This is a genomic window from Ruegeria sp. HKCCD7303 (assembly GCF_013111185.1).
Taxonomy (GTDB): domain Bacteria; phylum Pseudomonadota; class Alphaproteobacteria; order Rhodobacterales; family Rhodobacteraceae; genus Ruegeria.
This window is the reverse complement of the sequence record NZ_WVRE01000004.1, coordinates 100,885-120,166: the sequence shown is the minus strand read 5'-3', so window position 1 is coordinate 120,166 and position 19,282 is coordinate 100,885. Positions and strand designations below refer to the sequence as shown.

24 protein-coding genes and 1 other RNA gene are annotated in these 19,282 nt (G+C 57.5%); 11 read left to right on the top strand and 14 right to left on the bottom strand.

Translation table 11 applies throughout. The features are described from left to right. The first annotated feature begins 61 nt into the window (after positions 1–61). Positions 62–1,348: a guanine deaminase gene (gene guaD, locus GS630_RS12415; protein WP_171235462.1), complete on the top strand. Its 1,287-nt coding sequence runs from the start codon at positions 62–64 to the stop codon at positions 1,346–1,348. Here the strand turns inward: guaD and GS630_RS12410 are convergent. The 3 genes from GS630_RS12410 to GS630_RS12400 form a co-directional block, all read right to left on the bottom strand. Continuing rightward, positions 1,345–2,679 carry an 8-oxoguanine deaminase gene (locus GS630_RS12410; RefSeq protein WP_171237203.1) on the bottom strand — a complete coding sequence of 445 codons (1,335 nt, stop codon included), beginning with the start codon at positions 2,677–2,679 and terminating at the stop codon, positions 1,345–1,347. The genes guaD and GS630_RS12410 overlap by 4 nt on opposite strands. 114 nt (positions 2,680–2,793) lie before the next feature. Further along, complete coding sequence (hisN, locus tag GS630_RS12405) at positions 2,794–3,585, bottom strand: histidinol-phosphatase (RefSeq protein ID WP_171620573.1); 792 nt, start codon at positions 3,583–3,585, stop codon at positions 2,794–2,796. Positions 3,586–3,625: 40 nt separating this feature from the next. Next, entirely contained in the window at positions 3,626–3,997 is a 372-nt protein-coding gene (locus tag GS630_RS12400; protein ID WP_171175504.1) for a helix-turn-helix domain-containing protein, read from the bottom strand. 332 nt (positions 3,998–4,329) lie between these two features. Between GS630_RS12400 and GS630_RS12395 the strand changes: the two genes are divergently transcribed. Beyond that, a complete protein-coding gene (locus tag GS630_RS12395; RefSeq protein WP_171620571.1) occupies positions 4,330–5,286 on the top strand; it encodes an NADPH:quinone oxidoreductase family protein in 957 nt (318 codons plus the stop codon). A gap of 6 nt (positions 5,287–5,292) precedes the next feature. Here GS630_RS12395 and GS630_RS12390 read toward each other — a convergent pair whose 3' ends face one another. Beyond that, positions 5,293–6,174 carry a LysR family transcriptional regulator gene (locus tag GS630_RS12390; RefSeq protein WP_171235457.1) on the bottom strand — a complete coding sequence of 294 codons (882 nt, stop codon included), beginning with the start codon at positions 6,172–6,174 and terminating at the stop codon, positions 5,293–5,295. Positions 6,175–6,301: 127 nt separating this feature from the next. On the opposite strand from GS630_RS12390, the gene GS630_RS12385 reads away from it, so the two are divergent. Further along, complete coding sequence (locus GS630_RS12385) at positions 6,302–6,511, top strand: DUF1127 domain-containing protein (RefSeq protein ID WP_171175509.1); 210 nt, start codon at positions 6,302–6,304, stop codon at positions 6,509–6,511. Between the two features lie 183 nt (positions 6,512–6,694). Further along, a complete protein-coding gene (locus GS630_RS12380) occupies positions 6,695–7,474 on the top strand; it encodes a Bax inhibitor-1/YccA family protein (RefSeq protein WP_171175511.1) in 780 nt (259 codons plus the stop codon). A 136-nt stretch (positions 7,475–7,610) separates the two neighbouring features. Here the strand turns inward: GS630_RS12380 and GS630_RS12375 are convergent, their stop codons facing one another. The 3 genes from GS630_RS12375 to GS630_RS12365 all read right to left on the bottom strand — a co-directional run bounded on the left by GS630_RS12375 (position 7,611) and on the right by GS630_RS12365 (position 9,337). Beyond that, positions 7,611–8,117: a hypothetical protein gene (locus GS630_RS12375; protein WP_171175513.1), complete on the bottom strand. Its 507-nt coding sequence runs from the start codon at positions 8,115–8,117 to the stop codon at positions 7,611–7,613. A gap of 217 nt (positions 8,118–8,334) precedes the next feature. Next, entirely contained in the window at positions 8,335–8,502 is a 168-nt protein-coding gene (gene rpmG, locus GS630_RS12370; RefSeq protein WP_037309480.1) for a 50S ribosomal protein L33, read from the bottom strand. Positions 8,503–8,629: 127 nt separating this feature from the next. Continuing rightward, positions 8,630–9,337: a DUF533 domain-containing protein gene (locus GS630_RS12365; RefSeq protein WP_171175515.1), complete on the bottom strand. Its 708-nt coding sequence runs from the start codon at positions 9,335–9,337 to the stop codon at positions 8,630–8,632. 266 nt (positions 9,338–9,603) lie between these two features. Between GS630_RS12365 and GS630_RS12360 the strand changes: the two genes are divergently transcribed. The 3 genes from GS630_RS12360 (at position 9,604) to GS630_RS12350 (ending at position 11,495) form a co-directional block, all read left to right on the top strand. Beyond that, positions 9,604–10,239 carry a DUF1326 domain-containing protein gene (locus GS630_RS12360; protein ID WP_171620569.1) on the top strand — a complete coding sequence of 212 codons (636 nt, stop codon included), beginning with the start codon at positions 9,604–9,606 and terminating at the stop codon, positions 10,237–10,239. A 13-nt stretch (positions 10,240–10,252) separates the two neighbouring features. Beyond that, on the top strand, positions 10,253–11,095 hold the full coding sequence (locus GS630_RS12355) for a DUF2182 domain-containing protein (protein ID WP_171620567.1): 843 nt from the start codon (positions 10,253–10,255) through the stop codon (positions 11,093–11,095). 67 nt (positions 11,096–11,162) lie between these two features. Then, a complete protein-coding gene (locus tag GS630_RS12350) occupies positions 11,163–11,495 on the top strand; it encodes a GYD domain-containing protein (protein ID WP_171175521.1) in 333 nt (110 codons plus the stop codon). Between the two features lie 6 nt (positions 11,496–11,501). Here the strand turns inward: GS630_RS12350 and rnpB are convergent. The 5 genes from rnpB to gatC form a co-directional block, all read right to left on the bottom strand. Next, positions 11,502–11,895: RNase P RNA component class A (rnpB, locus tag GS630_RS12345), an RNA gene on the bottom strand. Between the two features lie 123 nt (positions 11,896–12,018). Next, positions 12,019–12,702 (bottom strand): N-acetylmuramoyl-L-alanine amidase, encoded by a 684-nt coding sequence (locus GS630_RS12340; protein ID WP_348540105.1) that lies wholly within the window; start codon positions 12,700–12,702, stop codon positions 12,019–12,021. Beyond that, positions 12,686–13,390 (bottom strand): hypothetical protein, encoded by a 705-nt coding sequence (locus tag GS630_RS12335; protein ID WP_171620565.1) that lies wholly within the window; start codon positions 13,388–13,390, stop codon positions 12,686–12,688. The genes GS630_RS12340 and GS630_RS12335 overlap by 17 nt, the downstream gene beginning before the upstream one ends. A 38-nt stretch (positions 13,391–13,428) precedes the next feature. Then, positions 13,429–14,916 (bottom strand): Asp-tRNA(Asn)/Glu-tRNA(Gln) amidotransferase subunit GatA, encoded by a 1,488-nt coding sequence (gatA, locus tag GS630_RS12330; protein ID WP_171620563.1) that lies wholly within the window; start codon positions 14,914–14,916, stop codon positions 13,429–13,431. A 3-nt stretch (positions 14,917–14,919) separates the two neighbouring features. After that, positions 14,920–15,207 carry an Asp-tRNA(Asn)/Glu-tRNA(Gln) amidotransferase subunit GatC gene (gene gatC, locus GS630_RS12325; protein ID WP_171092525.1) on the bottom strand — a complete coding sequence of 96 codons (288 nt, stop codon included), beginning with the start codon at positions 15,205–15,207 and terminating at the stop codon, positions 14,920–14,922. 229 nt (positions 15,208–15,436) lie between these two features. Between gatC and GS630_RS12320 the strand changes: the two genes are divergently transcribed. Both GS630_RS12320 and GS630_RS12315 read left to right on the top strand, forming a co-directional pair. After that, positions 15,437–15,595, top strand: a complete 159-nt coding sequence (locus GS630_RS12320) for a hypothetical protein (protein ID WP_171620561.1) — start codon at positions 15,437–15,439, stop codon at positions 15,593–15,595. A 153-nt stretch (positions 15,596–15,748) separates the two neighbouring features. Next, entirely contained in the window at positions 15,749–16,312 is a 564-nt protein-coding gene (locus tag GS630_RS12315) for a DUF4202 domain-containing protein (protein ID WP_171620559.1), read from the top strand. 76 nt (positions 16,313–16,388) lie between these two features. Here GS630_RS12315 and GS630_RS12310 read toward each other — a convergent pair whose 3' ends face one another. Beyond that, complete coding sequence (locus tag GS630_RS12310) at positions 16,389–17,060, bottom strand: ceramidase domain-containing protein (protein WP_171620557.1); 672 nt, start codon at positions 17,058–17,060, stop codon at positions 16,389–16,391. Between the two features lie 60 nt (positions 17,061–17,120). Between GS630_RS12310 and GS630_RS12305 the strand changes: the two genes are divergently transcribed. Then, positions 17,121–17,813: a metal-dependent hydrolase gene (locus GS630_RS12305; protein WP_171237199.1), complete on the top strand. Its 693-nt coding sequence runs from the start codon at positions 17,121–17,123 to the stop codon at positions 17,811–17,813. 8 nt (positions 17,814–17,821) lie between these two features. Here GS630_RS12305 and GS630_RS12300 read toward each other — a convergent pair whose 3' ends face one another. Continuing rightward, on the bottom strand, positions 17,822–18,286 hold the full coding sequence (locus GS630_RS12300) for a nucleoside deaminase (RefSeq protein WP_171175534.1): 465 nt from the start codon (positions 18,284–18,286) through the stop codon (positions 17,822–17,824). A gap of 61 nt (positions 18,287–18,347) precedes the next feature. Here GS630_RS12300 and GS630_RS12295 point away from each other — a divergent pair, with 61 nt between their 5' ends. Continuing rightward, a complete protein-coding gene (locus GS630_RS12295) occupies positions 18,348–19,163 on the top strand; it encodes a pseudouridine synthase (RefSeq protein ID WP_245223222.1) in 816 nt (271 codons plus the stop codon). Positions 19,164–19,282: the final 119 nt, after the last annotated feature.

Below are 19,282 nucleotides of genomic sequence, written 5' to 3'. Positions count from 1 at the left end.
ACCCACTTCTTTCGTCCGCCTATGCTGATGTGCGGTTCAAATGAGGTGGAGAACAGGGCAAATGGCGCAAAAGACGCTTTTGAAGGGGCGCGTTCTGACTTTCACAGGTTCACCTTTTGAAGGAGAGCCGACCGACGCCACACGACTGCACGAAGCGGTTGTGATCGAAGACGGGCGCATCGCCGATGTTGGCACCGCCGATACGTTGACGCAGGCTCACCCCGATGCAGCCACCAAGGACCATGGCAACCATCTGATCATGGCAGGGTTTGTTGACCCGCATGTGCATTACCCCCAGACGGCTATGATCGCCAGTTGGGGGAAGCGGCTGATTGACTGGCTGAACACCTACACCTTCCCGGAAGAGATGAAGTTTGGCGATCCGGACTATGCAACCGAGATCGCCAATCGTTACCTGGACCTGACCACCGCACATGGCACCACTACGATGTGCAGCTTTTGCACAATCCACCCCGAAAGTGTGGATGCGTTCTTTACCGCAGCGCAGCAGCGTGGGCAGCGGGTGGTGGCGGGCAAGACATGCATGGACCGCAATGCGCCCGAAGGTCTGCGAGACACAGCGCAGACTGCTTACGATCAATCAGCAGCCCTGCTGGAAAAGTGGCATCGTATCGACCGGCTGTCCTATGCCATCACCCCGCGCTTTTCGCCGACCTCAACCCCGGAACAGCTGGAAGCGATGGGCGCGCTGTGGGCCGAACATCCACATTGCCTGATGCAAACCCATCTGAGCGAGCAAACGGATGAAATCGAATGGGTTCAATCCCTGTTCCCCGACGCGCGGGATTATCTTGATACCTACGAAAAGTTCGGTCTGTTGGGCCAGAACGGTCTTTATGGACACGTCATCCATCTGGAGGACCGGGAGCGGGATCGGCTGCGCGAAGTTGATGCCTCACTGATCCACTGCCCCACTTCGAACACCTTCATCGGTTCGGGTCTGTTTGACATGAATGGGCTAATCCATGATGGCCACCGCGTCGGTCTGGCCACGGATACAGGCGGCGGGTCCAGTTTCTCGATGCTGCGCACAATGGCGGCAGCCTATGAAATCGGCCAACTGCGTGGCCGCCCGCTGCATCCGGCGCAATTGCTGTGGCTGGGCACCGTCGGGTCCGCGCGGAGCCTGCGCATGGATGACTGCATCGGCAATGTCGCACCGGGGATGGAGGCGGATCTGGTTGTGCTCGACCTCGCCTCGACCCCAGCCATTGCCCAGCGCGAGGCCCATGCAAACGATGTGTGGGAGGCAGTCTTCCCGACCATCATGATGGGTGATGATCGGGCCGTGGCCGAGGTTTGGATCGGCGGGCAACAGGCTGCTTAAGCCTGCAACGCCCGCGCAAGCGCATTCTGACGCTCGATCACACGGGGCAGATCAATCGTAGTGATATGCCCATCCCGCACAATCTGACGGCCTTCAACAAACAGATGTTTCACGGTCATTGGCCCCGCCAACAGCAACGCTGCAGGATCCCAACTGCCTGCGCTTTCGATGCAACGTGTGTCCCACACTGCGATATCCGCACGTTTACCGGGCATAAGCCGGCCGCAATCGGTGCGGCCCAGCACATCAGCCCCGCCACGTGTCGCGATCTCCAACGCTTCTCGCGCCGACATGGCGTCTGCGCCGCTGGCCACTCGCTGCAGCAGCATCGCCTGCCGCGCTTCCAACATCAGGTTGCCATTGTCATTGCTGGCCGAGCCGTCCGCGCCAAGACCAACCTTGACGCCTGCGTCACGCATCGCCCGAACTGGCGCGATGCCAGATCCAAGGCGGCAATTCGAACAGGGGCAGTGGGCCACACCTGTTTTGGTGCGCGAGAACAGATCAATTTCGGCCCCATCCAGTTTGACACAATGGGCGTGCCAGACATCGGGGCCGGTCCAGCCTAAATCTTCGGCATACTGACCGGGGCGGCACCCGAACTGCGCCTGCGAATAAGCAATGTCCTCATCATTTTCAGCCAAATGCGTATGAAGCATCACACCTTTGTCTCGCGCCAGCAAAGCTGCATCGCGCATCAGCTCACGGCTGACAGAGAACGGCGAACACGGGGCAAGGCCAACGCGGCACATCGACCCTTCTAACGGGTCATGAAACGCGTCAACAACCCGGATCATATCGTCCAGAATGGCGGCTTCCTGTTCAACAAGGCTGTCCGGCGGCAGTCCACCATCGCTCTCGCCGATGCTCATCGCGCCACGCGTTGGGTGGAACCGCATCCCCAGCTCGGACGCAGCAGAAATCGTGTCTTCGAGCCGCGCGCCGTTGGGGTAGAGATAAAGGTGATCGGAGCTGAGCGTACAGCCCGAAAGCGCCAGTTCAGCCAAGCCAATCTGGGCAGAGGTGAACATCTCATCCGGTCCGAACCTTGCCCAGATCGGGTAAAGCGTTTGCAGCCACCCAAACAGCAACGCATCCTGACCGCCCGGAACGGCACGGGTCAGGGTTTGGTAAAGGTGGTGATGGGTGTTCACCAGACCGGGTGTCACCAGACAGCCCGAGGCATCGTGAACTTCGCCCTGCGCCTGCAAGCCCTTCCCGATCTGGGCAATCTGCCCCTCGCGGATCAGAATGTCAGCCCCAGACAATTCCCGCCGGGTGTCGTCCATCGTCAGGATAAGGTCAGCGTTCTTGAGTAGGATTTCGGTCATATCGCTCTCCTGCATCTGCCCGTTTCATGCAAGGAGTGCGTTGGCCGGCGGAAAACGGGCTCAAGAACCGGCTATTTACGGTTTAACCGCCATTCGTGTGCGCGGCAACAGTGTTCAGAATCGGCGCAGTATCTCAAGGGCTGCGGCGTGAAGCTCTGCGTTCGCGGCAGCCAAGGCACGACCACCATCATGCGCTGGGCCACCTTGCCAATCTGTCACGATCCCCCCTGCCGCTTGAATTACAGCGATAGGTGCTTGAATGTCGTAAGAGTTCAGGCCAGCCTCAATCACCAGATCCGCCTGTCCTGCGGCCAGAAGCGCATAGGCGTAACAATCCATTCCATACCGCGTTAGTTGCACCTGCTCGGATACGGCCTGAAACCCGGCCCGGTCTTTTGAGGTGCCGACCTCGGGAAATGTGGTGAACAAAGTAGCCTGATCCAGTGTTCTGGTATCGCGCGTTTGCATTTTACTGGTGCCCAAAGGCCCGGTCAAATGAGCGCCGGATGGCGATCCTATGAAACGCTCTCCGATATAGGGTTGATCGATGACCCCCATAAATGGCCCATCGTGATCGCTCAGCGCGATCAGAACACCCCAGGTTGGCGTTCCGCTTATAAAGCCACGGGTCCCATCGATAGGGTCCAATACCCAAGTGCGGCCACTGGAGCCTTTTTGCGCACCAAACTCTTCGCCCAGAATACCGTCTTCTGGGCGCTGCCGGGACAGAACCTCTCGCATCGCTTGTTCAGCGGCGCGGTCAGCCACCGTTACAGGGTCAAACCCGTCGGTCAGCTTGTTTGACGTTTCAAGATTTGTTTGGCGAAAAAAAGGAAGAATGGCCGTGCGTGCTGCTTCGGCCATTTCTTCGGCTATTTCGATGTCGCTTTGGATCGTTGGTTGCATCGCTCACAGGTGCGAGCAATGTCCAACAAAGTCAAGTCACTCAGGCAACGTCGCTGAGAACTCGCGCCAACTCGAACAGACGGCGACGCTGGTTTTCCGGAATCGCATAGTATGAACGCACCAGATCCAAGGCTTCCTTATCGCCCATCAAGTCGGCAGGAACGGATTTTTTGTCCGATTCGCTTTTCTGGGTTTCTTCCAAACCTTCAAAGAAAAAGCTGACCGGCACTTCCAATGCCTCGGCAATATCCCACAGGCGAGAAGCGCTGATTCGGTTGGCTCCGGTTTCATATTTTTGAATTTGCTGAAACTTGATACCAACTTGCTGCGCCAACTGCTGTTGGGTCATGCCAATCAGCCAGCGGCGATGCCGAACGCGCTTGCCCACATGGACATCGACGTGATGAGTCATTGGTATTCTCCTATACTACACAAACATCTGCGTTGGAGGTCGCGACGTCCGCTATCGCAAAATTAGAGGGTTCCCCTTAATGCACCCCTAATACGGACTGTGCCGCCCCCCTAAACAGCACTAGGCGTTTATAATGCCGGTTTTTGAATTTTTTTCAAGACGGTTGAGTCATACCCCTTTTTGAAGGGTTGTGGTTGTATTGCGTTGCGCCCTACGTGCCCGGTTGCCTTGGTTGCAAGAAACCTGCTGGTTTCGCGTTGCCTCTGATGTACCAAACCAATTGACTTTCGCCACCTCACGCGTGCCTATGACCCAAAATTGCGAGGGGACAAATGCGGGCCTATAGCGTTCAATCTACCGGAGTACCGGCTGAGCTGTGCGATCTTGAAGTACCAACACCAACGAAGGGTCAAGTGCGGGTTGCGATCAAGGCGTGCGGTCTGAACTTCGCCGACCTGCTGATGCAAAAAGGCACTTATCAGGACACGCCCCCAGCCCCTTTTACCCTGGGCATGGAAATCGCGGGCGTTGTGGATGAAATCGGGCCCGACGTGTCGGGTTTGAAACCGGGCGATCGAATTGCGGTCTACTCCGGACAGGACGGGTTGGCTGAATACGGCGTGTTTGATGCCGAACGCGCGATCCCATTGCCTGATTGCATTAGCTTTGAAGAGGCCGCCGCAATCCAGATCGCCTATGGCACCAGTCACATGGCGCTGGATCATCGAGCGAGATTGCAACCGGGCGAGACACTTTTAGTGACTGGCGCTGCGGGCGGCGTTGGCTTGACCGCGGTCGAGATCGGCAAGCTCATGGGCGCAACAGTCATCGCGCAGGCGCGGGGCGAAGACAAACTTGCCGTGGCCCAGGCCGCAGGGGCCGATCATCTGATCGACGCCTCAGAAGACCTGAGAGAGCGGGTCAAAGCACTGGGCGGCGCGGATGTCGTCTATGATGCCATCGGCGGCGACGTGTTCAAAGCTGCGTTTCGAGCCACCAACCCCGAAGGCCGCTTGCTTCCAATTGGCTTCGCGGGGGGCGAGGTGCCGCAAATCCCTGCAAACCACTTGTTGGTCAAGAACCTGACCATCATCGGATTTTACATCGGCGGATATTTGAAATTCCGCCCCGAGGCGGTACGCAACAGCTTCGAAACCCTTTTCCGGTGGCACGCAGAAGGGCGCATAAAGCCGCATATCAGCCATACACTGCAACTTGAGGACGTCGCGCAGGGGATGCAACTGCTCAAAGAGCGGAAGTCGACGGGCAAGATTGTAATCACGCCCTGATCGCGTTTACCCCGCGACCGCACGCAATGGGGTGCTTCCAAGCATCCGAAAATTCTGGCGCACCAGCTGCGCCAGCGCCTCAACAACTGCGCCCCTGCCTGGCTCGCCGCCATAAAGGTTGATCATGTGGGCTGGCAGATCAGGCAGCGCGCCACCGGAATCGATTTGCTCGAGATGCGAAGCTTCGGTTCCGTCTAACATGGCGTTAACTGCAAGGTCAGCACTGACCGTGGCTTCGATCGTCCGGTCATTTTCGGTTTCAACTGACAGCTCCCAAGGAATTCCCGCCGCATCCAATGCCGAAATCACCTGTGGCCGGAACAGGCACCTACGCCCAAGTGCCAGCGGCAGCGGTTGTTTGCGCCACGCAGACCCACCCGGCGCACCAATCCAGCGTAAAGGAAGCTCTGCTATTGTCTCTCCCGCCTCAGCCGCGGATGGTTCAGTTGTCAGGATCAAGTCGCATTCACCACGCTTGTACATATCTTTCAGCTGCAGCGAATACGATGACACCAATTGCACGCGCACGCGTGGAAAATCTACGTTGAACCGCTGCAAGACCCTTGGGATCGCAGGATAGACAATGTCATGGGGCACACCGAGAACAACCTCGCCTTCAAAAGCTTGATCCGTCAGACGACCGATCACCTCATCATTCAGGGCAATCATTCGGCGGGCGTAAGCCAGCAGCTGCTCGCCGGATGCAGTCAACGCAATGGTACGGCCGCTTCGATCCAACAACTCCAGACCTAAAAGCTCTTCCAAACGCTTCAATTGCATGGATACGGCAGATTGGGTCAGGTGCAGAAATCCGGCAGCACGTGTCACACCGCCCTGATCTGCAACGGCCACGAAGGATCGCAGGGTCGTAATGTCCAGATTTCGCATCTTCACGATTCCTTATGGATGACATCAAAAATATTCGTTTTGAAAATATGACACATGCATCCATATCTATCAAGGAAATTGATGTTGAAAACAAAAAGCATCGCGAAACCAGGAAAGGACAAAGACCATGACCCAAGTTGCACTTCACACGACTTGCAAGCCAGCCAACCGGTCCCTGATGGTGGGAATCTTTCAGGCAATCGAACTGACCCGGCAACGCCGCGCTCTGGCGCACCTGGACGATGCCGCGCTTGAGGATATCGGAGTGACCCGCGCTGAAGCCTCTGCTGAGGCGCGCCGGTTCTTCTGGGACGCACCTGATTTTTGGAAAAGATAACTTCAAAACTCATATTTTGAAGGCGATGGGTGGTGTTTCATCTCCCGTCGCCAAATTTGTTGCGTGTTTTAGTCGGTTTTCATCCGGAATCTCTTGAAACATAGCCTCTAGTTGCCGATATTTACTGGGAAACCGCCCCGCACTCTCGGGGCGACTAAGATATTCGACAAGGGAGACCCTTTGATGGCACAATTCGACACGATCCGGACGGTATCCGGCGCGCGCGCCGCCGAGATTGACGAGGGCCTGCGCGCCCACATGAACAAAGTCTACGGCACAATGTCCGTAGGCATGCTGATTACAGCACTGGCGGCCTGGGCGATTGCAGGTCTGGCAGTAACCAGCGATCCGTCCAATGCCGTAGCACAGATCGGCGCTGATCGATATCTGACCAGCCTCGGTGGTGCGCTGTTCCTGTCGCCACTAAAGTGGGTTGTAATGTTCGCCCCTCTGGCCTTCATCTTCTTTGGCTGGGGCGCTTTGATGCGTCGTGGCTCGGCCGCAACCGTACAGCTGGGCTTCTTCGCCTTCGCAGCGGTCATGGGCGTATCCATGAGCTCGATCTTCATGGTCTTCACGCCCTACTCGATTGCGCAGACCTTCCTGGTGACTGCAATCGCCTTTGCCGGCCTCAGCCTTTACGGTTACACCACGAAGCGTAACCTCAGCGGTATGGGCACCTTCCTGATGATGGGTGTGATCGGTCTGCTGGTTGCAATGATCATCAACTTGTTCCTGCAGTCTGGCGTCATGATGCTGGCTATTTCCGCCATCGGCATCCTGATTTTTGCTGGTCTGACCGCGTTCTACACGCAGGACATCAAGAACACCTACGTCGCACATGCTGCGCATGGCGACCAGGAGTGGCTGGACAAGGCGGCCTTTGACGGCGCGCTGAGCTTGTACATCTCGTTCCTGAACATGTTCCAGTTCCTGCTCATGTTCATGGGCCAACAGGAATAACAGCTGCGAAAAGACAATGATTACAGGGCCGGTTTTCACCGGCCCTTTTCTTTGCTTCAACAAACAACTTCGGGTCGCAAGAAAACGAAAAACCCCGCCGGACCGGCGGGGTTTTATTAGTCGAGTCGAAACGTGATCAGCTACAGTTCAGCGGAACGGCGAAACCTGAACTCCGCTCGGAAGTTCCTTTGCGGAATACATTGCCAGAGGGAAGGCATCCGGTGAATCGTTCAGTCTCTTCCGCAAAGCCGACCCCTATCGAGTTATCGACTTTTACGCTGTTCGTAGATGTACGCAAAACGCCGAACAAAGTGCCGTTGACATTGACTGTACTGAGGAACAGGTCTGTGTCGCTGCCCTCTAGCTGAACAGCTGTATTTGGCGTCTGCCCACCGTTGTCGATTGCCACTGACGCGACTTTGGATGGGTCGGTCTCATCGACCCGCAGCGTTACAGTTGGAAGTTTCGCCAGCTCTGCAGGCACGTTGGTCGCATCTGGAAGAAAGGCAACGGCGCCCGGTACATCGGAGATCGTGCGTGGCTCCCCATCGATTCCGGTAAATCCGACACCTTCGCGGTTAAACGGATCTTCACAAGCCGCTAGGGTCAGGACGGCGATTGTGGACAACAAGATTTTTTTCATGGCGCTCAACATTTTGTGGCGGTTTGCTGAAGCGTACTTGCAGGTCGCCTAAAAAAGCAAGCCGCAGCCGATGCGATTGCATCACGCGCTGATGCGCCTCTGCAACGGACCCAGATCGATCTGGTCCAATCTACTCAGCAGAAGACGGCGATGCAGAATAGAAAAAGGGCTCTGCCTGACAGAGCCCTTTTAAAAAATGTCCACGTGGAACGGCAGATTACTTGATCTTGCCTTCCTTGTACTCGACATGCTTGCGAACGACCGGATCGTATTTACGAATGGTCATTTTCTCGGTCATGGTACGCGCGTTTTTCTTGGTCACGTAGAAGTGGCCCGTGCCCGCGGTCGAGTTCAGGCGGATCTTGATTGTCGTCGGCTTCGCCATGGTTGTCTCCTGCGTCCGAAAAGGCAGGGGCCTTTCGGTTGAATTCCTATGAGCGTGCGCTTTTACGCGCTGCACCGTCTATGTCAAGGCCAATCGGCCGATGCAGTCACAGGAATCCCACTCGGCGTTAGTCCGGCAGAGTTGGTGCGCCCATAAAGGTGTGAATCTGGTCCCGTTCCGCGTCTGAAAGACCCAGCGCAGTGGACAATTGCCGCAGGTATGACGCTTCACGCGCGTTATCCAGACGAATAGCCGCCAAAGACGTGGCGTAAATCTGCGCTCTCAGCGGCGCGCCAGAATCAGCCGCCAATCCCATGACATCAATCGGTGCGTTCAACTGCTCTTGTACAAACGCCCGTTCCTCGTCGCTGATGTCGTCGCCCAATTCACCCAGAATGATTTCTTTTTCGTGATCATCCAGCTCGCCATCTGCCTTGGCCGCCTGAATCATGGCGCGCAGCATCAGTTTGGCTTGTGCTTCCATCGCTGCGCCTGCAGGTGTGCCGCTGAACACCGTTTCCATCATATCACCGGCCTGCTGGTTGGCGGTTTTGGCAGCCCCTTGCATGGCGTTCAACAAGCCGCCCAAACCGGCGGCTCCGGCGGCACTGCCACCAAGTCCCATCTTGCCCATCATGTCCTGAAGTCCCGCTGCCCCCCCGGGCAAGCCAAACTGCTCGGCCATTTTGCCCAGCTGGTCCATGCCAAATCCTCCACCAGAGCCCTGCATCATGTCTTGCAAGCCCGCCATGCCGCCCATCTTCTGATACTTGTCCATACCCTTGGCCGCAGCAAACCCAATGGCCACAGACGCCAGCGTTTTCATAAAGCTCATAACCAACCTCCCGGATCAAAAAACTGCACCTCAAATCTAACATCTGAATGTAGTGACGAATACAGTGTTCAACCCCAACGCGACTAAGGCCTGCGATAAAGCCTAAAATGCACGACTAAACCGCCATCAAGTTTGTCCATATCACGGATTCGTGATACGGTCTCGCATCCAAGAAGCCGAATTCAGGCTCATAGCCGAGGCAGCATCAACAGGACCGGCCTGTGTTGAGCAGAGTTCTTTAATGCGACTTTTCTTGGGGGGCTATCATGACAGAATGGGTTATCCAGGCCGAGGAACTGGCCAATTGCAATTGCAACTTCGGCTGTCCTTGCCAGTTCAGCGTTCTGCCGTCTCATGGCAATTGCGAAGCGGTTGTGGTCTTTGACATCCATAGCGGCCACTATGGTGACACCGATCTGGGCGGCCTTCGGGCGGCAGGTGTTTATCATTGGCCAGGCCCGATTCATGAAGGCAACGGTCAGATGCAACTGATCATTGATGAAAGCGCCTCAGCCGGTCAGCGGGCCGCGTTGCAGGCGATCATGACCGGAGAAGACACCGACGAAATGGCCACGTTCTGGTACGTCTTCAGCGCGATGGCTCCGACCAAGCATGAAACCTTATTCGTACCGATCGAACTGGACTGGAGCCGGGAAGATCGCACTGGATATGCAAAAGTCACCGGTGTTTTCGACGTCGAGGTCAACCCGATACCCCACATCGTCTCTGGGGCGCCCCATCGGGCATCGATCCACTTGCCAAACGGATTTGAGTACCGCCACGCCGAGGCTGCCTCGGGCACGGCAAAAACCACCGGCAGCGAGATCAGCCTGACTTTAGATGCCACCCATGCCCACCTGGCACATCTGAACATCTCGGGTCACGGCGTATTGGGCGCATAGCTTTGGATGTCTCATGACCAAGCAGAAATCGTCAGGCCAAGCCGGGGCAGTTGAGCGGCTGTTGCGGCAGGACACTGTGATCGTTTTGAGCAGTGTTTTTCTGATCATTCTGTGTGCCGCATGGTACACGGTCGCCGGGGTTGGGATGAACATGTCCGCAATCGAGATGACGCGGATGGCTGGCCCGATAGGTGAGCCCATGACCATGGGCTCTGCCACGCCTTGGAGTACCGGTTATGCCCTGCTGATCTTTCTCATGTGGTGGGTCATGATGATCGCGATGATGACCCCAAGCGCTGCCCCTGCAGTGCTTTTGTTCACCGCGCTCAAACGCGTTGGTCCAGACAAAGAGCGCACCGCGACTTACAGCCTAAGCTTTCTGTCGGGCTATCTCGTGGCGTGGGGGGCTTTCAGTCTTGCCGCTACCGCTTTGCAATGGGGTTTAGAACTCATCGGCCTGTCTGACGGACCGATGATGACAATCCGATCCTGCATTTTTGCGGGGACCGTTCTGCTGGCCTCAGGCATCTACCAGTTTTCAGAATTGAAGACCGCGTGTCTGCGTCATTGCCAAAGCCCTGCCCGATTTTTGGCTGACCACAACCATCCCGGTCTTTTGGGGGCGTTCAGAACAGGCGGCCTGCACGGAACCTATTGCTTGGGATGCTGCTGGGCGCTGATGCTGCTTCTGTTCGTCGGCGGTATCATGAACCTCTACTGGATCGCCGGGATCGCCGCTTATGTGGCGCTTGAAAAATTGCTGCCCACTGCCCGCTGGCTGGTTCCGGTCTCGGGTGTGGCGCTGATTGGCGCAGGTGTTTGGTTGATCACTTCCACGTTTCTTAGCGGCAGCTGACACCAATCGGCCCCTGGGGCCAGCCGATGCAATGGCCCCAAATGATTATCACGAAACGGAGGTTTCAATGCCAATTTTCATTACTTATGCATCTTACTCGCAAGCTGGCGTCAAAGGCATGTTGCAGAAGCCCGAGAACCGCACCGGCCCAGTAAAAACCTTGCTCGAGAAAGTCGGCGGCAGGCTGTTGTCTTTTTACATGACAACGGGCGGCAACGACGTTGTTGTGATCAGCGAAGCCCCCGACGGAACCGACGCTGTGGCCGTAGGCATGGCTGTTGCGGCGTCGGGTGCGGTGACAAATGTCGAAACGGTCCGCGCCTGGACAGCTGACGAGTTTGTTTCAATTACTGAAAAAGCGGCCAGGCTGACCGGAGCGTACACACCGCCCGGAGGGTAAAGGAATACGCGCGGAGGGCCTGTAAGCCGGATCTTGTTCCAGGGTTGCCCCCTTCGATGACCATTCCTCTAGGCCGTGCATTGCTGCGCGGCTCAAGCTGCCAACCCGGTCCCTCTCGGCCAAGACGCGCTTAGCGGTGGTATCGGCAGACGCCGACCATCCCGCGCGGGGACCCTATTTGGCATTGCTCCCGGTGGGGCTTGCCGTGCCGCCCCTGTTGCCAGTGGCGCGGTGGGCTCTTACCCCACCGTTTCACCCTTACCACACACGTGTGGCGGTCTGATTTCTGTGGCGCTTTCCGTCGGGTTGCCCCGCCCGGGCGTTACCCGGCACCGTTGTCTTGTGGAGTCCGGACTTTCCTCTCGGGCCTTGCGACCCCAGCGGCCATCCGGCCCTCCGCGCCGGGGATGGGTAGGCTTTGCGCCCTGCGACGTCAAGAGTGGAAAGCGGGCAAAGGGGCCAGCCCCTTCTTGGCCTATGGCCAATTCAACCCCGAGGTATTTTTAGCCAGATGAAGAGCGGATCAGGTTACTGTGTCCGGCGGGGCGAGCACCTTCATATCCGCGGTTTCAAGCGAGCCACTTGCCCAGGGGCGAAATCGCAGCCGAACTGCCGCCAATAGTTCAACATCATCCACCGGGGCAGTGAAACCTGCCCGTCGCGCGGCGGCGCGGAATTCCCCCGGACTTGGTGAGGCTGACGCGATGTCTGGACCGCGTGGCTTTGCCAAAGCTTGCCGCTCTAGCCGTTGCCAATCAAAATGTGGACCGGGGTCTGATTTGCGGCCCGGAGCCATGTCGGAATGGCCGATCACACCCGATGCAGTGATCGACCAATTTTTCATAATCCGAGGCAGCAGGGCTTCGAGCGTCGTCATTTGTGGTTCGGAAAAGGGATGTGATCCTGTGTTGTCCAATTCGATCCCGATCGATCGCGAATTTATGTCGTCCTTGCCATCCCACTCCCCTGCCCCGGCGTGCCACGCGCGGTGCTCTTCGCGCACCATCTGCCAAAGCGTTCCATCATTGCCGATCAGGTAATGGGCTGAAACCTCGGCCTTCGGGTCACAGAGACGCTCCAGAGCTGCCTGCGCGCTGCCCATGGCTGTGTAATGAATCACGATCAAAGACGGCGTTAGACCGTCTCGGCGTTCGCCGAAGTTAGGCGACGGGTGCCAAATGGGTGAGAGTTCAGTTGTTGACGGCACTGCGGAACGGGCTTGGGTCCCAACCGCAGGCGTAGCCGTCCCCGTCGGGATCCAGCCCTTTGCGATCACGCTGTGGCCCGCCATTTGACAGGAACTCGATCTGTGCCTGATCGGGGGATGGGAATTGCGCGCAGTTCCTTTGAGCTTTTGCCTGCAGGTTAAAGCCTGCGCGGCTGTAGAGCTGCGTACCGACCGGGTTTGAGGTGCTAAGGGCGTATTGTACGATGTTGGGCTGACCGCTTGCGCTGCGCTCTGGCACGGCGGTCGGGGCCACAACTTGGTAGGTCTGGCGGTTTTGCTCGATCCGCGCGGCGTCGGATTCGATGCTGCGCCGTTCGGACACCGCCGCAAAGTCCTGCTCGTCGGAAATTGCGCTGTTGTTTGACGCTGGTGCCGCAGGCACAACGCCAGAGCCCTGCCCTGACGTGCTGGCCAAAGCTGCAGCGGCCTGATTGGCAATATCAGCGTTTTCACCGGTTGCGAAGCCTGCCGAACCGGGCGCGCCCAGCGGCTGCTGGGACACATCGACAGGAGCCAGCAGCGGGTTGCCTGCTGCGCCTTGCCCAGCCAACTGCGCCTCGCGCTGTGCCTGGTATTCGGGCGTATTGAACCCGGTGCTGGTCAGCGGCGCGACATCCGTACAGGCCGCAGCCAGTGTCAGGGCGGGGACCAAAAGCAAAACGCGCATCACTTGGCTCCGTATCTCGTGCTTCAGATGCCCGAGGCTTACCACCATTTCCCGGGCTTGGCCACAAAACCAACCGCGTTTTCCAGCGCATAGGCGGTGTTGAGCAGATCACCCTCTTCCCACGGGCGTCCGATCAGCTGCAGACCCAACGGAAGACCTTGTTTGTCGAGCCCTGCAGGCACTGAAATACCGGGCAAACCGGCCAGGTTCACGGTCACTGTAAAGACGTCGTTCAAATACATTTGAACGGGATCCGCCTCGGTCATTTCTCCCAGGCCAAAGGCCGCCGAGGGGGTTGCCGGGGTCAGGATGGCATCAACGCCTGCGGCGAATACATCCTCGAAGTCCTTTTTGATCAGGGTGCGTACGCGACGCGCACGGTTGTAGTAAGCATCGTAGAAACCTGCCGACAACACATAGGTACCGACCATCACACGACGCTGCACCTCGTGACCGAAACCTTCGGCGCGGGTTTTTTCGTACATCTCGGTGATGCCGTCGCCCTGTGCCAGCTGCGCGCGGTGACCATAGCGAACACCGTCATAGCGGGCCAGGTTCGAGGACGCCTCGGCCGGGGCAATCACATAATACGCAGGCAGTGCGTATTTGGTGTGCGGCAGCGAGATATCGACGATCTCGGCCCCAGCAGCTTTCAGCATCTCAGCCCCTTCGGCCCAGAGCTTTTCAATCTCGGTCGGCATGCCGTCCATGCGGTATTCCTTGGGGATACCGATCTTCTTTCCTTTGATATCGCCAGTCAGCATCGCCTCGAAATTCGGCACGGCCAACTCGGCGCTGGTGGAATCCTTGGGATCATGTCCGCACATCGCCTCAAGCATGATGGCCGCATCGCGCACATCTTTGGTCATCGGACCTGCCTGATCCAGCGAGGATGCAAACGCAACGATGCCCCAGCGCGAACAACGGCCATAGGTGGGTTTGATACCCGTGATGCCCACAAACGCGGCAGGCTGGCGGATCGAACCGCCCGTGTCGGTGCCGGTCGCGGCCAGACACAGATCTGCCGCAACGGCAGAGGCTGACCCGCCCGACGAACCACCGGGTGTCAGTTGTGCATCATCATTGCCACGGCGCCACGGGCTGACCGCATTGCCATAGACAGAGGTTTCGTTGGACGAGCCCATGGCGAATTCGTCCATGTTCAGCTTACCCAGCATCACCGCACCAGCATCAGCCAATTGCTGCGACACGGTAGATTCGTATTCAGGCTTGAAGCCTTCAAGAATACCCGACGCGGCTTGTGACGGCACGCCCTTGGTGCAGAACAGATCCTTGATACCAATCGGCAGGCCGCACATGGACGGCGCATCGCCACCCTTGATCCGCTGGTCCGCTGCTTTGGCACGCTCCAGCGCGATTTCAGGCGTCTTATGGACAAAAGCGTTCAGCGCGTCGGCCTCATCAATGGCCCTCAGGCAGGATTCGGTCAGCTCGACCGAGGTTACGTCACCTTTGCGCAGCGCGTCGCGGGCCTCGGCCAGGCCCAGTTTGTTCAGATCGCTCATGTCTTACTCCACCACTTTGGGGACTGCGAAGAACCCTTCGCGCGCGTCGGGGGCATTGGCCAGAACCTTGTCTTGCTGGTTGCCGTCGGTCACTTCGTCCTGACGGCGCTTAAGGCGCATCGGCGTGACCGAAACCATCGGCTCAACCCCTTCGACATCCACTTCGTTGAGTTGCTCGATGAAACCCAGGATAGTGTTGAATTCGGATGCCAGCGCCGGCAGGGCGTCATCCTCGACCTTGATCCGGGCCAGTTTGGCCACTTTGGCGGCGGTGCTTTGGTCAATCGACATCGGCTTCCCTCATCTACGTTATGGGGCGTTTACCCGTCTGTTGCGGCAGTCGCAAGACCGCTGCGCCACGGGCAGGTCAGAGTTTCAAATTCCCGGTCTTTCACCTGCCATTCAAAATTGAATGAGGGATATGCAAAAAAGTAAACTGATTAGTTCATTTTCGAGCTTGAAAACTAAACTATACTGTTCATTTTGAATTATGCGACACAACGCGAACCGGAGAAACCAAATGAAATCCCTGATCACAGCCGCAGTCTTGTCCGCCACGTTTTTGGCCGCACCGGCCATGGCTTTGGGTATCGACACAAGCAACCTGACACGCACGTTGACCTTCCCGTCCCCTGTCGCGGAACCCGTCACACAGGATCTGGTTAAACCTGCCAAATAAAGCGCAGGTCACGGCCGGGTTAGATTTCCCCTTGTCTGACCCGGCCCTTTGCATTTTCGAGGATGCATCTCCCATGGCGAGCCGTTAGCATGAGCGACACGACCAAAACGGCCGCGGGACTCTCGTGGTGCAGCTAAGCCAGTGGAGCTAGAAATGAGCGCGCAAAAACAAGCGGTTCTGGACGCAATCGATGCAGCCAATGCACATGACCCCAACCTCGACGACGGCCGGCCCGAAGCGCAGCTTTACGGCGAACGCATGACCGCCGAGCTGGACCGTTTGTTTCCGAACGCCTCTGACGCCTTACAGATTGCGGCGCGTGGCCAACATGTAGAGCGCTGGAAACTGGCTCGCAGCGAATACCCCGAAGGCCGCGCAGGTTATCTGGCCTGGCGCAAGGCGCAGGCGGTGCACCACGCCGAGGTGGTCATGGGTTTGATGACGCGTGAAGGTTATGACGCTGAACAGGTCGAGGCCGCAGGACGCATGTTGCGCAAGCAAGGCATCAAGCGCGATGAAGAGGTGCAAGCGCTGGAAGATGTAATCTGCTTTGTGTTCCTGAAATGGTATTTCCAACCCTTTGCCGCAAAACACTCGGCTGAGAAAATACAGAGCATCGTTGAAAAGACTGCCCGCAAGATGTCATCCGAGGGCCGTGCGCGGGTTTTGGCTGAGTTCGACCTGCCCGACCATCTGGCCGCCGCCTTTCAGGATTGAGTCAGGACCGACCTAAATACGGGGGCTGATACTCCTTGATTAGAGGATAGTTAAAAGGGATCGCCCCGCCCGGCTCTCAGGCTTTAAGACCTGCTGAAAAGCGGCCCCGTATCAGGGCCGCGCGATATACTTCGATCATCCAGCCCAGCATGATGGCGTTCAGGATGTGCCACATGAAATGCGTACCCAGTGGCCAGTGCCCGCAAACCGGCAAATCAAGTGCGCGGAACGTGATCGACAGGATCAAGATCAACGCTCCGATTGCCAACCCTTTGGCCAGGATTGGATCACGGCCCCGCAACAGGATCGCATAGATCAGAATCAACAACGGGACCGGCGCATAGGCCGCCGATCCGCCGAGCCCTGGAAAAAGCTGAAACAGTGGAACGGTCGCGGCAGCATAGGGAAAAAAGAGCATTGTTCCCCCAAGCGCGAACGGCGAAGACATCCGCCAGATGTCCCTGTTCACTGCAAAGATATAGACCAGAATGAACAGAAGGATCGGCACTATATCTGCCAACGCTGCCCAGACCTGCGCATGCGTGTGAAACAGATAGCTGCCGATTCCGATCATCGCCAAAAGCGCGACCAGAATCATGGCCAGCGGCATGTCCTGATTGCGCACCCGCCGCCCCATAAGCCAAGCAGAAATCAGAAAGGCGGCGTTTGTAATCGCATTGATTGGCTCGGCCCAATACTCCGGTGACAAACGTTCACAATAGCCATCAATTTCTCGAATCCAGTCCATGGAATTTTACATAGCCGATGCTAGGCTACTGCCAAGACACCATTTGGGAGGAAATTGGGAATGAATATTGTTTGGCTGGGACATGGCAGTTTTCGCATTGAAACGCAGGGGCAGGTTCTATTGATCGATCCCTGGCTGACCGGCAATCCGGTCTTGCCCGAAGATCAGCACGATGCCGCGCTGGACGGTGCGACTCATATCCTTCTGACTCATACACATTTTGATCATGTGGCTGATGTACTGCCCCTGGCCAAACATCTGAAAATCCCCGTTGTCGGGCAATATGACCTGATGGGGTATTGGAGCGAAGCCGAAGGAATAGAAACGATAGGCTTCAACAAGGGCGGCACAGTCAACCTGAACGGGGTCATGGTGACAATGGTCCCGGCCTCTCATAGTTCTACCTTTTCAACGCCCGACGGTTTGCGCACCGGCGGTAGTGAGGTCGGCTTTATGATCGCTGCTGAGGAAAAAATGCTCTATGCCTCCGGCGACACAGACATCATGGCTGACATGGATTGGATGGGGGATTACTACAAACCCGATATCGGGATCCTTTCAGCTGGCGGGCATTTTACCATGGACATGAAGGCCACCGCCTATGCCGCCAAGCGATACTTCAATTTCAAGACGGTTATTCCGTGCCACTACAAGACCTTCCCGATCCTCGAACAGTCTGCACAGGTGCTGGTCGACGAGCTTCCGGGTGTCGATGTGATCGAGCCAGAGGTGATGCAGCCCATCAAACTGTAGGCTGGGCTTCAGTCCGGCACGTCCTTGCGGCGGGATGCAAAGAAGTCTTTCAAAAGCGCCGCTGCGTCTTCACTGGCGATCCCGTCATAGACTTCGGGCACATGATGCGCCTGCGGGTGCGAAAACACGCGCGCGCCGTGGGCCACTCCGCCCGACTTGGGGTCAGCCGCGCCGTAGTAGATTCGCCGGATGCGCGCGGCCGCCAAGGCCGCGGCGCACATCGCACAGGGTTCCAGCGTCACGTATAGATCATGTTCTGGCAGCCGCTCAGACCCCGCCTTTGCACAGGCCTCGCGCAGAGCCAAGATTTCTGCATGGGCCGTTGGATCATTCAACTCGCGCGTCCGGTTCCCAGCCGCAGCCACGACCTTTCCGTCTGGACCAACCAGAACTGCCCCCACGGGCACCTCGCCGCGATCTGCTGCTGCGCGCGCCTCGGCCAGGGCTTGCTCCATATGCGATTTGAACACCATGCCCCTGACTGCATCAGAAACCTGCCTTTCGCAAGCGCGCCGGATGGGTTATGGGCCTGACATGAACAAGACCCCTCCTCCCGGCGACCGGATCGCCAAAGTCCTGGCCCGTGCTGGCATCGCATCGCGGCGTGAGGCTGAGCGCATGATCGAAGCAGGTCGTGTGGCCGTGAATGGCAAGACCATCAACAGCCCTGCCCTGAACGTCACGGCAAAAGACAAGATCGTTGTTGATGGCAAGCCCGTCTCGGAACCGGAACCCTCGCGCCTGTGGCTGTATCACAAGCCTGCGGGATTGGTGACAACCACGCGCGACGAAAAAGGCCGCGAAACGATTTTCGACAAGCTACCCGAAGACATGCCACGGGTGATGAGCGTCGGGCGACTGGACCTGAACTCCGAAGGCTTGCTGTTGCTGACCAATGATGGCGGGATCAAGCGCAAGCTTGAACTGCCCTCGACCGGTTGGCTGCGCAAATATCGCGTGCGGGTGAATGGCCGACCGAAAGATGAAGATTTCGAGCCACTGCGCAAAGGGCTGGTGATCGAAGGAGAGCGGTTTCAGCCGATGACCGTTACACTTGACCGCCAGCAAGGGGCTAATGCCTGGCTGACCATTGGCCTTCGGGAAGGCAAGAACCGCGAAATCCGCCGTGCGATGGAAGATATCGGGTTCACAGTAAACCGCCTTTTGCGCGTGTCTTACGGTCCGTTCCAGTTGGGCGATCTGAAACAGGGTGAAGTGGAAGAGGTGCGTCGCCGAGTGATGCGTGAACAACTTGGGCTGGACGCAGACGCGAAACCAGATGCTGCACCCAAGCGCCCGGCGCGACCGCAAAGAAAACGGGCACCGATCGGCAAGAAACCTCGCAAGTGATGCAGGTTCGTCAACCTTCCCCCTAGCGCTAAGCCCGCGCATCCCCTAAATTTTCAGGGAATGGTGCTGTTTGGGGGGCGTGATGTCCGGAAGCGGAGTGCAAAAACTCGCCTACGCTG

What these genes read in the sequence shown, in the direction of transcription:
- guaD (WP_171235462.1), top strand. Translation starts at nt 62, where the DNA reads ATGGCGCAAAAGACGCTTTTGAAGGGGCGCGTTCTGACTTTCACAGGT.
- GS630_RS12410 (WP_171237203.1), bottom strand. Translation starts at nt 2,679, where the DNA reads ATGACCGAAATCCTACTCAAGAACGCTGACCTTATCCTGACGATGGAC.
- hisN (WP_171620573.1), bottom strand. Translation starts at nt 3,585, where the DNA reads ATGCAACCAACGATCCAAAGCGACATCGAAATAGCCGAAGAAATGGCC.
- GS630_RS12400 (WP_171175504.1), bottom strand. Translation starts at nt 3,997, where the DNA reads ATGACTCATCACGTCGATGTCCATGTGGGCAAGCGCGTTCGGCATCGC.
- GS630_RS12395 (WP_171620571.1), top strand. Translation starts at nt 4,330, where the DNA reads ATGCGGGCCTATAGCGTTCAATCTACCGGAGTACCGGCTGAGCTGTGC.
- GS630_RS12390 (WP_171235457.1), bottom strand. Translation starts at nt 6,174, where the DNA reads ATGCGAAATCTGGACATTACGACCCTGCGATCCTTCGTGGCCGTTGCA.
- GS630_RS12385 (WP_171175509.1), top strand. Translation starts at nt 6,302, where the DNA reads ATGACCCAAGTTGCACTTCACACGACTTGCAAGCCAGCCAACCGGTCC.
- GS630_RS12380 (WP_171175511.1), top strand. Translation starts at nt 6,695, where the DNA reads ATGGCACAATTCGACACGATCCGGACGGTATCCGGCGCGCGCGCCGCC.
- GS630_RS12375 (WP_171175513.1), bottom strand. Translation starts at nt 8,117, where the DNA reads ATGAAAAAAATCTTGTTGTCCACAATCGCCGTCCTGACCCTAGCGGCT.
- rpmG (WP_037309480.1), bottom strand. Translation starts at nt 8,502, where the DNA reads ATGGCGAAGCCGACGACAATCAAGATCCGCCTGAACTCGACCGCGGGC.
- GS630_RS12365 (WP_171175515.1), bottom strand. Translation starts at nt 9,337, where the DNA reads ATGAGCTTTATGAAAACGCTGGCGTCTGTGGCCATTGGGTTTGCTGCG.
- GS630_RS12360 (WP_171620569.1), top strand. Translation starts at nt 9,604, where the DNA reads ATGACAGAATGGGTTATCCAGGCCGAGGAACTGGCCAATTGCAATTGC.
- GS630_RS12355 (WP_171620567.1), top strand. Translation starts at nt 10,253, where the DNA reads ATGACCAAGCAGAAATCGTCAGGCCAAGCCGGGGCAGTTGAGCGGCTG.
- GS630_RS12350 (WP_171175521.1), top strand. Translation starts at nt 11,163, where the DNA reads ATGCCAATTTTCATTACTTATGCATCTTACTCGCAAGCTGGCGTCAAA.
- GS630_RS12335 (WP_171620565.1), bottom strand. Translation starts at nt 13,390, where the DNA reads ATGCGCGTTTTGCTTTTGGTCCCCGCCCTGACACTGGCTGCGGCCTGT.
- gatA (WP_171620563.1), bottom strand. Translation starts at nt 14,916, where the DNA reads ATGAGCGATCTGAACAAACTGGGCCTGGCCGAGGCCCGCGACGCGCTG.
- gatC (WP_171092525.1), bottom strand. Translation starts at nt 15,207, where the DNA reads ATGTCGATTGACCAAAGCACCGCCGCCAAAGTGGCCAAACTGGCCCGG.
- GS630_RS12320 (WP_171620561.1), top strand. Translation starts at nt 15,437, where the DNA reads ATGAAATCCCTGATCACAGCCGCAGTCTTGTCCGCCACGTTTTTGGCC.
- GS630_RS12315 (WP_171620559.1), top strand. Translation starts at nt 15,749, where the DNA reads ATGAGCGCGCAAAAACAAGCGGTTCTGGACGCAATCGATGCAGCCAAT.
- GS630_RS12310 (WP_171620557.1), bottom strand. Translation starts at nt 17,060, where the DNA reads ATGGACTGGATTCGAGAAATTGATGGCTATTGTGAACGTTTGTCACCG.
- GS630_RS12305 (WP_171237199.1), top strand. Translation starts at nt 17,121, where the DNA reads ATGAATATTGTTTGGCTGGGACATGGCAGTTTTCGCATTGAAACGCAG.
- GS630_RS12300 (WP_171175534.1), bottom strand. Translation starts at nt 18,286, where the DNA reads ATGGTGTTCAAATCGCATATGGAGCAAGCCCTGGCCGAGGCGCGCGCA.
- GS630_RS12295 (WP_245223222.1), top strand. Translation starts at nt 18,348, where the DNA reads ATGAACAAGACCCCTCCTCCCGGCGACCGGATCGCCAAAGTCCTGGCC.